Annotated in this window: 17 protein-coding genes; 6 read left to right on the top strand and 11 right to left on the bottom strand. The window is 64.1% G+C overall.

What is annotated here, in order from left to right:
- Positions 1-4: 4 nt before the first annotated feature.
- Positions 5-529: a ribosome biogenesis factor YjgA gene (yjgA, locus tag A6723_RS25290; protein ID WP_024766553.1), complete on the bottom strand. Its 525-nt coding sequence runs from the start codon at positions 527-529 to the stop codon at positions 5-7.
- A 116-nt stretch (positions 530-645) separates the two neighbouring features.
- On the opposite strand from yjgA, the gene pmbA reads away from it, so the two are divergent.
- The 6 genes from pmbA (at position 646) to A6723_RS25260 (ending at position 5,950) form a co-directional block, all read left to right on the top strand.
- Complete coding sequence (pmbA, locus tag A6723_RS25285) at positions 646-1,995, top strand: metalloprotease PmbA (protein ID WP_054906628.1); 1,350 nt, start codon at positions 646-648, stop codon at positions 1,993-1,995.
- Positions 1,996-2,143: 148 nt separating this feature from the next.
- Positions 2,144-2,527, top strand: coding sequence for a hypothetical protein (locus A6723_RS25280; protein ID WP_054906627.1), 384 nt, complete (start codon positions 2,144-2,146; stop codon positions 2,525-2,527).
- Entirely contained in the window at positions 2,520-3,896 is a 1,377-nt protein-coding gene (gene fumC, locus A6723_RS25275; protein ID WP_054906626.1) for a class II fumarate hydratase FumC, read from the top strand. The genes A6723_RS25280 and fumC overlap by 8 nt, the downstream gene beginning before the upstream one ends.
- A 29-nt stretch (positions 3,897-3,925) precedes the next feature.
- Entirely contained in the window at positions 3,926-4,375 is a 450-nt protein-coding gene (locus tag A6723_RS25270; protein ID WP_054906625.1) for a hypothetical protein, read from the top strand.
- A gap of 32 nt (positions 4,376-4,407) precedes the next feature.
- A complete protein-coding gene (locus tag A6723_RS25265; protein ID WP_054906624.1) occupies positions 4,408-5,034 on the top strand; it encodes a superoxide dismutase in 627 nt (208 codons plus the stop codon).
- A gap of 22 nt (positions 5,035-5,056) precedes the next feature.
- Entirely contained in the window at positions 5,057-5,950 is an 894-nt protein-coding gene (locus A6723_RS25260; protein WP_371914075.1) for a ZIP family metal transporter, read from the top strand.
- A gap of 16 nt (positions 5,951-5,966) precedes the next feature.
- Here A6723_RS25260 and A6723_RS25255 read toward each other — a convergent pair whose 3' ends face one another.
- The 10 genes from A6723_RS25255 to A6723_RS25210 all read right to left on the bottom strand — a co-directional run bounded on the left by A6723_RS25255 (position 5,967) and on the right by A6723_RS25210 (position 13,082).
- Positions 5,967-6,239, bottom strand: a complete 273-nt coding sequence (locus tag A6723_RS25255; RefSeq protein ID WP_024766547.1) for an HPr family phosphocarrier protein — start codon at positions 6,237-6,239, stop codon at positions 5,967-5,969.
- A gap of 34 nt (positions 6,240-6,273) precedes the next feature.
- The gene (gene rapZ / locus A6723_RS25250; RefSeq protein WP_054906622.1) at positions 6,274-7,131 is read right to left on the bottom strand and encodes an RNase adapter RapZ; all 858 of its coding nucleotides are present in this window, start codon (positions 7,129-7,131) and stop codon (positions 6,274-6,276) included.
- Positions 7,132-7,133: 2 nt separating this feature from the next.
- The gene (ptsN, locus tag A6723_RS25245) at positions 7,134-7,601 is read right to left on the bottom strand and encodes a PTS IIA-like nitrogen regulatory protein PtsN (protein ID WP_037009823.1); all 468 of its coding nucleotides are present in this window, start codon (positions 7,599-7,601) and stop codon (positions 7,134-7,136) included.
- 9 nt (positions 7,602-7,610) lie between these two features.
- On the bottom strand, positions 7,611-7,919 hold the full coding sequence (gene hpf, locus A6723_RS25240) for a ribosome hibernation-promoting factor, HPF/YfiA family (protein ID WP_017518151.1): 309 nt from the start codon (positions 7,917-7,919) through the stop codon (positions 7,611-7,613).
- Between the two features lie 78 nt (positions 7,920-7,997).
- Entirely contained in the window at positions 7,998-9,500 is a 1,503-nt protein-coding gene (locus A6723_RS25235; protein WP_082450425.1) for an RNA polymerase factor sigma-54, read from the bottom strand.
- Positions 9,501-9,753: 253 nt separating this feature from the next.
- Positions 9,754-10,479: an LPS export ABC transporter ATP-binding protein gene (gene lptB, locus A6723_RS25230; protein WP_054906620.1), complete on the bottom strand. Its 726-nt coding sequence runs from the start codon at positions 10,477-10,479 to the stop codon at positions 9,754-9,756.
- On the bottom strand, positions 10,479-11,015 hold the full coding sequence (gene lptA, locus A6723_RS25225; RefSeq protein ID WP_024766543.1) for a lipopolysaccharide transport periplasmic protein LptA: 537 nt from the start codon (positions 11,013-11,015) through the stop codon (positions 10,479-10,481). Before lptA ends, lptB begins: the two co-directional genes overlap by 1 nt.
- Positions 11,002-11,574, bottom strand: coding sequence for an LPS export ABC transporter periplasmic protein LptC (gene lptC, locus A6723_RS25220; RefSeq protein WP_054906619.1), 573 nt, complete (start codon positions 11,572-11,574; stop codon positions 11,002-11,004). The genes lptA and lptC overlap by 14 nt, the downstream gene beginning before the upstream one ends.
- 8 nt (positions 11,575-11,582) lie before the next feature.
- Positions 11,583-12,107 (bottom strand): HAD family hydrolase, encoded by a 525-nt coding sequence (locus tag A6723_RS25215; RefSeq protein WP_054906618.1) that lies wholly within the window; start codon positions 12,105-12,107, stop codon positions 11,583-11,585.
- A complete protein-coding gene (locus A6723_RS25210) occupies positions 12,108-13,082 on the bottom strand; it encodes a KpsF/GutQ family sugar-phosphate isomerase (protein WP_054906617.1) in 975 nt (324 codons plus the stop codon).
- Positions 13,083-13,104: the final 22 nt, after the last annotated feature.

Genomic DNA, 13,104 nt, shown 5'->3' with positions numbered 1-13,104 from the left:
CTGCTCAGCGCAGGCCGCGTTTGAGCTCGTCCAGTTCGCGGATGTACTTGAAGATCTTCCGCGCCGCGGCCGGAGGCTTGTTGTGAGCGGCCTCGTGCTGGGCGTGGCGGATCAGCTGGAGCAGGTGCTGGCGGTCGCTTTCCGGGTATTCGCCGAAGAACGCGGACAGCGCTGCGTCACCGCCGGTGATCAGGTGGTCGCGCCAGCGCTCCAGGGCGTGGAAGCGTTCGTTGTACTGGCGGGTCGAGGTATCTACCTGTTCCAGCAGGGCGAGGATGGCCTCGACGTCCTGGTCGCGCATCAGCTTGCCGATGAACTGCCGATGGCGTTTCTTGGCGGCGTTGGCCTTGTGCTTGGGTGCTTCTTCCAGCGCGCGGCGCAGCGGATCGGTCAGCGGCATGCGGTCGAGCATGTCGGCCTTGAGCGTCGTCAGGCGCTCGCCGAGTTCCTGCAGCGCGTGCATTTCGCGTTTTACTTGCGACTTGCTCTTCTCATCGAAGGACGAGTCGTCATCGTGAATTTCAGCCATGGCGGGGGTCTCTTTGAAAACGCCGCCATGATAACGAGTCAGGGGCCGCTTGTCCGGCCCGCGCCGGTTGCCGCCGCCTGATGGCGGGGCCGGAACATGAACAGGAGAGGCATGCAATGAGCGAACACAACCCGGCAGTGAGCCCGGAGGTCCTTCCCGAACTGCGCGAGCAGGTCGAGCGGATCATTGCCGAGGCTTCCCGGCAGGGCGCCAGCGCCTGCGAAGTGGCTGTGTCGGTGGAGCAGGGGCTGTCCACCTCGGTGCGCCAGGGAGAAGTCGAGACCGTCGAGTTCAACCGCGACCAGGGCTTCGGCATCACTCTTTACGTTGGCCAGCGCAAGGGCTCGGCGAGCACCTCGGCAACAGGCGCGGACGCCATCCGTGAAACCGTGGCAGCGGCGTTGGCGATTGCCAAGCATGCCTCTGAAGACGACTGCGCCGGCCTGGCGGACCCTGCGCTGATGGCGCGGGACCTGCCGGACCTGGATCTTTACCACGGCTGGTCGATCACCCCCGACCAGGCCATCGAGCGCGCGCTGGCCTGCGAGGCTGCCGCGTTCGCCACCGACAAGCGCGTCACCAAGGCCGACGGCACCACGCTGAACACTCATCAGGGCTGCCGCGTCTACGGCAACAGCCATGGCTTTGTCGGCGGCTATGCCAGCACCCGCCACAGCCTGAGTTGCGTGATGATCGCCGAAGGCGAAGGGCAGATGCAGCGCGACTACTGGTATGACGTGAACCGCCGTGGTGAGCTGCTGGCGACTCCCGAATCCATCGGCCGCCGTGCTGCCGAGCGAGCTGCCAGCCGGCTCGGCGCGCGCCCGGTGCCGACCGCCGAGGTGCCGGTGCTGTTTGCCCCGGAAGTCGCGGTCGGCCTGTTCGGTCACTTCCTCGGTGCCATCTCCGGCGGCAGCCTGTACCGCAAGTCTTCCTTCCTCGAAGGCGCGCTGGGGCAGCGACTGTTCCCGGAATGGCTGACTCTGGACGAACGCCCGCTGCTGCGCGGCGCGCTGGGCAGTGCCTCGTTCGACAACGACGGCCTGGCGACCTATGCCAAACCCTTCGTCGAAGGCGGCGAGCTGGTCTCCTATGTGCTCGGCACCTACTCCGGGCGCAAGTTGGGCATGCCCAGCACGGCCAACTCCGGCGGCGTACACAACCTGTTCGTCAGCCATGGCGACGAGGACCAGGCCGCCCTGATCCGTCGCATGGGACGTGGCCTGCTGGTCACCGAGCTGATGGGGCAGGGCGTCAACCTGGTGACCGGCGATTACTCGCGTGGTGCCGGCGGTTACTGGGTGGAAAACGGCGAAATCCAGTTCCCGGTGCAGGAAGTCACCATCGCCGCCAACCTGCGCGACCTGTTCCGCAATATCGTCGCCATCGGCAACGATGTGGAGTATCGCGGCAACCTGCACACAGGCTCCGTCCTCATTGAAAAGATGATGGTCGCCGGCAACTGATCCACCCACCGCGGCCTTGCTGGCCGCGGCTTTCAGGCCTTCCCCAAGCCCTTCTCCAGACAGGCCGTCCAGCGCATTGCGTTCGGGCGGCTTGTTTTTTTGATTCTCGCAAACAATAATCAATCTCATTATCGATTGAGAGATTGCCATGTTTGTCGAGATCGACAGCTCGATCACCGATCGCTGGTACCGCCTGGGGACCCGCATCCGCTGCGCCCTGGAGCCGGATGAGCCGCGTCTGGTCGAACAGTACTTGTGCGAGGCGCGTTACCTGGCGGCCTGGGAGCCGGTGCCGGCTTGGCGCCTCTTCGAGAAGTGCTTCCAGTTGCTGCTCGACAGCAGCCGCGACATCGCATTGCCCTGGCACTGGCGGGTGCTCTGCCTGGATCACGCCTATCTCCCTCTACGCGAACTGCAACGCCTGGCGACCTCTACCGCCCAGCGCCAACGCCTGTGCCTGCTCGGCCGGCGGATGGCGCAGCAGGAGATAGCGCCTTCCCTGAAGCTGCAAGAAGGAATCGAGAATGACTGACAGCCGTATCGAACGCGACAGCATGGGCGAACTGGAGGTGCCGGTAGCGGCGCTCTACGGTGCCCAGACGCAGCGGGCGGTGAACAACTTCCCGGTGAGCGGCCAGCGCATGCCGCGTCCGTTCATCCGCGCGCTGTTGCTGGCCAAGGCCGCCGCGGCACGCGCCAATGTCAGCCTGGAACAGCTGGACGCGGAAACCGGCGCCGCCATCGTCGCTGCCTGTGAGGAGTTGTTGGCGGGCGACCTACAGCAACACTTCCCGGTGGATGTGTTCCAGACCGGCTCGGGTACCAGCTCGAACATGAACGCCAACGAGGTGGTTGCGACCCTCGCCGGCCGCCGCCTGGGCAAGCCAGTCAACGCCAATGACCAGGTCAATTGCGGGCAGAGCAGTAACGACATCATCCCTTCGACCATCCACATCAGTGCGGCGGTAGAGATCCACCAGCACCTGCTGCCGGCCCTGGATCACCTGCACGCGACCCTGGAGAAGAAGGCCAAGTCCGTGCACTTGTACGTGAAGACCGGCCGCACTCATCTGATGGATGCCATGCCGGTGCGCCTGAGCCAGGTGCTTGGCGGTTGGGCGCAACAGGTGCGCCAGGCGTCTCTGGGCATAGAAGGGCAACTGCCGGCGTTGCAGCAACTGGCTCAGGGCGGCACTGCCGTCGGAACTGGCGTGAACGCTCACCCGCAGTTCTCCGCGCGCTTCTGCGAAGAGCTCAACGGACTGACTGGCCTGGCATTCCGCCCCGGTGACGACTTCTTCGCGTTGATCGGCGCCCAGGATATCGCCGTGGCCACCTCCGGCCAGCTCAAGGCGCTGGCCGTGGCGCTGATGAAGATCGCCAATGACCTGCGCTGGATGAACTCCGGCCCGCTGGCCGGCCTTGCCGAGATCGAACTGGAGGCGCTGCAGCCGGGTTCCTCGATCATGCCGGGCAAGGTCAACCCGGTGATCCCGGAAGCCACTGCCATGGTCGCCGCCCAGGTCATGGGCAACGACACCACCATCGCCGTCGCCGGGCAGTCGGGCAACTTCGAGCTCAACGTGATGCTGCCGGTGATCGCCGACAACCTGCTGCACAGCATCCACCTGCTGGCCAACGTCAGCCGTCTGCTGGCGGACAAGGCCATCGCCAGCTTCAAGGTCAACGAGGCGAGCCTGCGCGAGGCGCTGTCGCGCAACCCGATCCTGGTCACCGCGCTGAACCCGATCATCGGCTACCAGAAGGCCGCGGAGATCGCCAAGCAGGCTTACCGCGAAGGGCGGCCGATCATCGACGTCGCGCTGGAAAACACGGACCTGGACCGCGCCCGACTCGAGCAACTGCTCAATCCCGAGAAGCTCACCGCCGGCGGACTCTGAGTCCGCCCCACCCGCTGGAGGAACCTGCCATGCGCCACTGGCAACGCACCATCGAACTGGGCAACCGCTGCTTCATTCGTAACGAGTTGATCGATGCCCGTGAGCACTACCTCCACGCGCTGGCGCTGGCCCAGGTCCTGCTGGACCGCTGGCACGACCCGGAGGAAGCCGTGATGGCGTTTGTCATCTCCCACCACAACCTCGGTGACCTGCACCTGCAACTGGGCCAGCCGGAGGAAACCGCCGAGTACCTGTGCGCCTGCCACGAACGACTGCTGGTGCTGGGCGAAGACCTGCGCAAATGCTCGGATCTGCGCGCGGCCGCGGTGCAGCACAGCCGCCGTACCTACGTCGAACTGCTCAACTTCATCGGCGAGCACGGTACCTATCCGCGCACCCAGCGCCTGCTGCGTCGCCAAGGCGCGGTCGAGTTGCGCCCGGGGCTGTTCACTGCCGTTCAATCGATGCGCTACCACTGAGCCGATGCGCTACCACTGAAGAAGGTTCGAAGATGCCTCACGTCCTGCCCGCCTTGCCCTATGCCTACGACGCCCTGGAACCGCACATCGATGCGCAGACCATGGAAATCCACCACAGCAAGCACCACCAGACCTACATCAACAACCTGAACGCCGCGCTGGAAGGCACAGAGTTCGCCGAGGCTCCGGTGGAAACGTTGCTGCAGAAACTCGACCGCCTGCCCGAGGCACTGCGCGCGCCGGTGATCAACAACGGCGGCGGCCACGCCAACCACTCGTTGTTCTGGACCGTCATGGCTCCTGACGGCGGTGGTCATCCGCAGGAGGAGTTGGGCCAGGCCATTGACGCCCAACTGGGCGGCTACGAGGCCTTCTGCCAGGCGTTCACCAAGGCGGCCTTGACTCGCTTTGGCAGCGGCTGGGCGTGGCTGAGCGTTGATCCGCAGGGCCAACTGGTGGTGGAAAGCACCGGCAACCAGGACAGCCCGCTGATGCAGGGCAACTTGCCTATCCTCGGGCTGGACGTCTGGGAGCACGCTTACTACCTGCGCTATCAGAATCGCCGGCCGGAATACATTGCCGCGTTTTACAACGTCGTCGCCTGGCCGGAGGTGCTCCGGCGTTACCGCGAGGCACTGCAAGCGCGGGGGCAAGGATGAAACCGAAGACCGTCCCATGCGTCTGATCGTGCAGAGTCTGCGTGAAAGCGGAGGACGCAATTTGCGTTGGTTGCTGGGGTTGATCATTGTCCTCGGCGGCGGTCTGCTGGTGGCCCAGCACCTGATGCTGCTGGCGCGATTGTCGCTTTCCCCGCCGATGTACCTGGCCTTGCATGGCGGCATGCTCTGCGCGCTCGGAACTGCCCTGGGCGCGCTGCCCGTGCTGCTGGTGCGCAGCATGCCGGCGCGAATCGCCGACGCCATGCTGGGCTTCGGCGCTGGCGTGATGCTGGCGGCCACCGCATTCTCGCTACTGCTTCCCGCGCTGGAGGCGGCAGAAGCCTCGGGCCGGGCCACTTGGCTGGCATCGGTGCTGGTCAGCCTCGGCTTGGCGCTGGGTGCCTTCGGTCTCGCTGTGTTCGGCCGAGTACTCGAGGACGCGCAGGCGAACATCCAGGGCGTTGCGGATGGAAAGGTGCCCGCGCGCATCCTGCTGTTCGTTGCTGCCATCGTCCTGCACAACATTCCCGAAGGCATGGCTGTTGGAGTCGCCGCCGGGGGAGAGGTGCAAGGCGCCAGCGGATTAGCGCTGGGCATCGCGCTGCAGGACGTGCCAGAAGGGCTGGCGATTGCGCTGGTGCTGGCCGGGGCGGGCGTGTCGCGCGGCAAGGCGGCATTGGCAGGCGCGGCGTCCGGGCTGGTCGAGCCACTGTTCGCGGTGCTCTGCGCCTGGCTGATCGGTATCTCGCGGATGTTCCTGCCCTGGGGGCTGGCCGCGGCAGCGGGCGCGATGCTCTACGTAGTGGTGCGCGAGATCATCCCCGAATCACAGCGGCGCGGCCATGCGGCGCAGGCCACCCAGGGGCTGATCATCGGCTTCTGTCTGATGATGGTGCTGGATACGTCGCTGGGCTGATCGAAGGCCCGGCGAGTCACTCGCCTTCGTCGAAGTAGTTGTTGATCAGTTCGACCAGCGCCTTGAGCGCCTCGTCTTCCTGCTCGCCTTCGGCAGCGAGGTGCAGATTGGTGCCCTTGCCGGCGGCGAGCATCATCACCGCCATGATGCTCTTGCCGTCTACCGTACTTTCCGGATTGCGCCCTACGCGAACCTGGCAGGGATAACGTCCCGCCACGCCGACGAATTTGGCCGCCGCACGGGCGTGCAGGCCAAGCTTGTTGATGATGGTGATTTCGAGGGCGGGCATCGCGAGGGGCTGTCCTTTTGTTGTCTGTCGCTGCTTAGCTCAGGTCGCGGTGGCGAATCTGTACGTTGGTGAGGGTTTCCTTGAGGGCCTGACCGATGCGCTCGGCAATATAGGTCGAGCGATGCTGGCCACCGGTGCAGCCGATGGCGATGGTCACATAGGCCCGGTTGCTCGCGGCGAAGCGCGGCAGCCATTTGTTCAGGTAGGTGAGGATGTCCTGGTACATCTCTTCGACATCCGGTTGCGCCGCCAGGTATTCCTGGACTTCCGCTTCCAGCCCGGTGTGCTCCCGCAGTTCCGGTTTCCAGTAGGGATTGGGCAGGCAGCGCACGTCGAACACCAGGTCCGCATCCACCGGCATGCCACGCTTGAAGCCGAAGGATTCGACCAGGAAGGCGGTGCCCAGTTCGGGCTTGTTCAGCAGGCGCAGCTTGAGCACGTCGCGCAGCTGATACAGGTTGAGATTCGTAGTGTTGAGCTTGAGATCCGCCAGGTCGGCGATCGGTGCCAGCAGATGCGTCTCGTCGGCGATTGCTTCGGCCAGCGAGCGGCTGTCGGTGGTCAGCGGGTGGCGCCGGCGGGTCTCGGAGAAGCGCTTGAGCAGCGTTTCATCGTCGGCATCGAGGTACACCACGTCACACTGGATGTGCTTGTCGCGAGCTTCCTGTAGCAGCTCGGGGAAACGCTGCAGTTGGCTGGGCAGGTTGCGCGCGTCGATGGAGACGGCGACTTGCGGGTGCAACAGCTCGGTGTGCAGCAGCGCGCGCTGGGCCAGGTCCGGGAGGAGGCTGGCCGGCAGGTTGTCGATGCAGTAGAAGCCGTTGTCTTCCAGCACGTTGAGCGCGGTGCTCTTGCCGGAGCCGGATCTTCCACTGACGATGATCAGGCGCATGATCAGTGCCCGTTGTTCTGGAAGTCCACGACGATCCGGTACAGGTCCTCGCCGTTGGCGGCGTGACGCAGGCGGTCGCGGACGTCGGAGCGGTCGAGCATGGAGGCGATCTGCCGCAGCAGTTCCAGGTGCTCCTCGGTGGCGGCTTCGGGCACCAGCAGCACGAACACCAGGTCGACCGGCGCGCCGTCGAGGGCGTCGAAATCTACCGGGTGATCCAGGTGCAGGATGGCGCTGATCGGCGACTGGCAGCCGGGGAGGCGGCAGTGCGGAATGGCGATGCCATTGCCGAAGCCGGTGGAGCCCAGGCGTTCCCGGGCCACCAGGCTGTCGAAGATGTCTTGGGAATCGAAACCCGGCAGCTCGCGAGCCACCAGGTTGGCGATTTGTTCGAGGACACGTTTCTTGCTGCCGCCCGGCACGTTCACGAGGGAACGGCCGGGGGTCAGGATTTGCTCAAGTCGGATCATAGGGAGGGGTTAACGGACGCCAACACCTTGCTGGCGTTCGAGGTATTTTTCCTTGTGCTTGATCAGTTGGCGGTCGAGCTTGTCGGTGAGCAGGTCGATGGCCGCGTACATGTCTTCATGTTCGGCGCAGGCCACCACTTCGCCACCGGCGATGTGGAGGGTGGCTTCAATTTTCTGCTTCAGCTTCTCGACCTCCATGATGACCTGAACATTGGTGATCTTGTCGAAGTGGCGCTCCAGTCGGCCAAGTTTCTCGCCGACATAGTCGCGCAGGGCGTCGGTCACATCCAGTTGATGTCCACTGATGTTGACTTGCATACCGCTTTCTCCTTGTTGCCCGTGTGTAAGTGGCAGGTTATGGGGCCTGCCGCCGGAACACCTTGGCGTGGATCAACGTCACACCAGCCGCTTGCGCTCGCTCGAGGGAGAGATTCCTAGGGACTCCCGGTACTTGGCGACGGTACGACGTGCCACTTGAATGCCCTGTGCTTCCAGTAAACCAGCGATCTTGCTGTCACTCAATGGCTTTTTCGGACTTTCCGCCGCGACCAGTTTCTTGATGATCGCGCGGATCGCGGTGGACGAGCACTCGCCACCCTCGGAGGTGCTGACGTGGCTGGAGAAGAAATACTTCAGCTCGAAGATGCCACGCGGCGTGTGCATGAACTTCTGCGTGGTGACGCGGGAGATGGTCGATTCGTGCATGCCCACCGCTTCGGCGATGTCATGCAGGACCAGCGGTTTCATCGCCTCCTCGCCGTACTCGAGGAAGCCGCGCTGATGCTCGACGATCTGGGTCGCCACCTTCATCAGTGTCTCGTTGCGGCTCTGCAGGCTCTTGATGAACCAGCGCGCTTCCTGCAACTGGTTGCGCATGAAGGTGTTGTCGGCGCTGGAGTCGGCGCGGCGCACCAGGCCCGCATACTGCGAGTTCACGCGCAGGCGCGGTACCGCTTCCTGGTTCAGTTCCACCAGCCAGCGCTCGTTGTGCTTGCGCACGATGACATCCGGAACCACGTATTCGGCTTCGCCGGATTCGATCTGCGAACCGGGGCGTGGGTGCAGCGACTGGATCAGTTCGATGGTCTCTCGCAGCTCGTCTTCCTTGAGCTTCATGCGTCGCATCAGCTGGCTATAGTCGCGGCTGCCGAGCAGGTCCAGGTGGTCGTTGACCAGGCGGATGGCCTCGGCCAGCAGGTAGGTCTTGGTGGGCAGCTGGCGTAGCTGCAGCAGCAGGCATTCGCGCAGGTTGCGCGCACCGACTCCGGCAGGCTCGAGCTGCTGCACACGGCGCAGGACGACTTCCACTTCGTCCATTTCCACGCCCAGTTCAGGGTCGATGGAGGCGAGGATGTCTTCCAGGGATTCTTCGAGGTAACCGTCGTCGTTGATGCCGTCGATGATGCTCAGGGCGACCAGGCGATCGGTGTCGGACATCGGCGCCAGGTTCAGTTGCCAGAGCAGATGGCTCTGCAGGCTTTCGCCAGCGGAGGTGCGGGAAGTGAAGTCCCACTCGTCGTCATCGTTGCTGGGCAGGCTGCTGGCGCTGGTCTGGTAGATGTCTTCCCAGGCGGTGTCGACCGGAAGCTCGTTGGGGATGCGTTCGGCCCACTGGTCCTCGTCGAGGCTGTCGGCGTTGGGCGTAGTGCTTTCCTGGAAGTTGTCCTGGGAGTTGTTGCTGGTGCCGTTGGCGCCCGATTCGGCGCCGTCGGCCATGGGATCGCTGTTGTCGTAGTCCTCGCCTTCTTCCTGGCGCTCCAGCATCGGGTTGGACTCCAGGGCTTCCTGGATTTCCTGTTGGAGGTCCAGCGTGGAGAGCTGGAGCAGTCGGATGGCCTGTTGCAGCTGCGGGGTCATCGTCAGCTGCTGGCCCATCTTGAGGACTAGCGATGGTTTCATGGCTGGAACTAGGCACCTTGTTCGCTGGCGCAAAGCGCGCCATATCCACGACTACGGACGCCGGGGCGCCGCGAGGAAGCAAATTATATGCCTGAGTTTGGACGCTTTGCCTAGGGGCTGTCGACCTTTCGTTACAACCCGGTTGCGCCAGCGGGGATCCGGCAGCCGGATACGTCATGGCGCAGCCGACAAGCCGCACCATGCAAGGGATGGAAATGAGCTGCCGCGCCCAGGCAGGGCGCGGCTCAGGGCGTCAGAGGCGGAACTCGTGGCCCAGGTAGACTTCCTTCACCAGGTCGTTGGCGAGGATGCTCTCGGCATTACCTTCGGCGATCAACTGGCCGTCATTGACGATGTACGCCGTCTCGCAGATATCCAGGGTCTCGCGGACGTTGTGGTCGGTGATCAGCACACCGATGCCCTTGGCCTTGAGGTGGTGGATGATCTGCTTGATGTCGCCGACGGAGATCGGGTCGACACCGGCGAAAGGTTCGTCCAGCAGGATGAACTTCGGCGAACTGGCCAGTGCACGGGCGATCTCCACGCGGCGACGCTCGCCACCGGACAGGCTCATGCCGAGGTTGTCGCGGATGTGGTGGATGTGGAACTCCTCGAGCAGGCCTTCCAGGGCTTCCTGGCGTCCGGCGCGATCCAGGTCGCTGCGGGTTTCGAGGATTGCACCGATGTTGTCCGCCACCGACAGCTTGCGGAAGATCGAGGCTTCCTGCGGCAGGTAGCCGATGCCGGCGCGGGCGCGGCCGTGCATGGGCAGATGGGTGACGTCCTGCTCGTCGATGCGCACGACCCCCTGATCGGCGCGAACCAGGCCGACGATCATGTAGAAGCAGGTAGTCTTGCCCGCTCCGTTGGGGCCGAGCAGGCCGACGATCTGCCCACTCTCGATGCTCATGCTGACGTCGCGGACGACTTGCCGGCTCTTGTAGCTCTTGGCGAGGTGCTGGGCGGTTAGCGTAGCCATTACTGCGCTTGATCCTGCTTTTTCTTGGGCTGTATGACCATGTCGATACGCGGGCGCGGCGTGGTCACCTGGGAGCCGGTGGCGCGGCCTGCGTTGACGATCTGGCGCTGGGTGTCGTAGACGATCTTTTCGCCTTCGAAGGTGTTGCCTTCCTGGATCACCTTGGCCTGGTCGATCAGTACGACGCGGTTCTGGGTGACGAAGTACTGGATCGTCAGGCCGTAAGCCTGGGTGATCTGCTTGTCCGGCGCCGGCTTCTGCTCGAAGTAGGCGGGCTTGCCGACCGAGGTGACGACTTCAATGTCACCATTCTTGTTCTGCTTGAGCGTGACGGTGTTGCCAGTCAGCTTCATGCTGCCCTGGGTTACCACCACGTCGCCGCGATACACGGCGACGCCCTGCTTGTCATCCAGTTCGGCGCTGTCGGCCTGGACCCGGATCGGCTGTTCCCGGTCGGTGGGAAGAGCCCAGGCTGCACTGCTGCCGATAGCGGCGGCGAGGCTGAAAAGAAGGGGGAGGGTGTTAACGAGCCTCATGCTGACCTCTTACGTTGGACAGCAGGAGCATCCGGCTGTCTTTCAGATACGCTTTCATGCCAACTGCCGTGGTCACACCGTTGGGTTCGGTGATCTTCACGGGCTGGTCAGTCTGCGCATAGTCCTTGTCTGGGAACACCGTCATGCGCGAGGTGTTGAGCAGGAGCGTGCGTTGCTGTGCGTCGGTGCGCGCAACACGCACGTCGTCGATCAGCTCGACCTGCTTGCCTTCGGGGGCCACTTCGGCGTGAACGCTCTGGACATGCCACGGCTGGGGCTCGTTCTCCCGATGGAAGTAGAGGTCAGGCGTGGTGACCAGGGTCACGTCGGTTGCTTTCAGGTGTTCGAGTTTGTCGGCGGTCATCTCGTAGGCGAGGGAGCCGTCGATGCGGTACTGAACGCTCTTGGCGTTGACCACGTAAAAGTCGATGGCGTCGCTGGTCTGCGACTTGAGTTGCCGCTCATTGAAGTCCAGGCGCACGTTCCAGTAATAGCCGAGGGCGATCAGCAGGATGGCGATCAGGGCGAGCAACAGCTTCTGTTGGAGTGTCTTGGGCATGTTCGGCTCTAGAGATACGCGTTCTGGGCAGCTTCGAGGTTGCCCTGGGCGCGCAGGATCAGTTCGCAGAACTCGCGGGCGGCGCCTTCGCCGCCACGGGCCTGGGTTACGCCGTCGGCATGCTGGCGCACGAAGGCATCGCCGCTGGCGACCGCCATGCCCAGGCCGGCGCGGCGGATGGCCGGCAGGTCAGGCAGATCGTCGCCCAGGTACGCGACTTCTTCATAGCCTAGACCGAGTTCGGCGAGCAACTCGTCCAGGGCGACCAGCTTGTCTTCGCGGCCCTGGAACAGGTGGTTGATGCCCAGGTTCTTCGCCCGGCGCTCGACCACCGGGCTCGAACGGCCGGTGATGATCGCGGTGCGCACGCCGGAGTTCATCAGCATCTTGATGCCCTGGCCGTCCAGGGTGTTGAAGGTCTTGAACTCGCCGCCGTCGGGCAGGAAGTAGAGCTTGCCGTCGGTGAGTACGCCGTCGACGTCGAACACCGCCAGGCGGACCGCTTTCGCGCGTTGCAGCAGGTCGGCGGTCATTCAGATGACCCCCGCGCGGGTCAGGTCGTGGACGTGCAGTACGCCGACCGGGTGGTCCGTGTCGTCGACGACCACGAGCACGTTGATCTTGTGGTCGTCCATGATCTTCAGGGCCTCGGCGGCGAGCATGTCCGGGCGGGCGGTCTTGCCATGCACGGTCATCACCTGGTCGATGGTCACCTGGCGCACGTCCAGGCCCTTGTCCAGAGTGCGACGCAGGTCGCCGTCGGTGAAGACCCCGGCGAGCTTGCCGTCTTCGCCGAGGATGACGGTCATGCCCAGGCCCTTGCGGGTCATTTCCAGCAATGCACCGCTGAGCGAAGTGCCGGGAGAAACCTGCGGCAATGCTTCACCCACGTGCATGATGTTTTCCACTTTCAGCAACAATCGACGGCCCAGCGCACCGCCCGGATGCGAGAAGGCGAAGTCTTCGGCAGTGAAGCCGCGTGCTTCGAGCAGGGCGATGGCGAGCGCGTCGCCGATCACCAGGGAAACCGTGGTGGAGGAGGTCGGTGCCAGGTTCAGCGAGCAGGCTTCGTGCTCGACACTGGCATCCAGGTTGACCGCGGCGGCCTTGGCCAGCGGCGATTCGGCGTTGCCGGTCATGCTGATCAGGGTGATACCCAGGCGCTTGATCAGCGGCAGCAGGGTAACGATTTCCGCGGTGGAGCCGGAGTTGGACAGGGCCAGGACGACGTCGTCCTTGGTGATCATGCCCATGTCGCCATGGCTGGCCTCGGCCGGGTGCACGAAGAACGACGGCGTACCGGTGCTGGCGAGGGTGGCAGCGATCTTGCGTGCGATATGGCCGGACTTGCCCATGCCGACCACGACGACGCGGCCCTTGCAGCTCAGCAGCAGTTCGCAGGCCAGCGAAAAATCGGCGCCGATGCGCGGCAGCAGGGCGTCCACCGAGTCACGCTCGAGGCGGATGGTGCGTTGTGCCGACTGGATGAAATCGTGTTTCTGGCTCATGTTCGAAAGGCGCGGGGCAAAA

This window comes from Pseudomonas sp. AU11447, assembly GCF_001672555.2.
Classification (GTDB): Bacteria; Pseudomonadota; Gammaproteobacteria; order Pseudomonadales; family Pseudomonadaceae; genus Pseudomonas; species Pseudomonas nitroreducens.
Note: the sequence above shows the minus strand (reverse complement) of the source record. Positions and strands in the feature narration are given on the sequence as shown.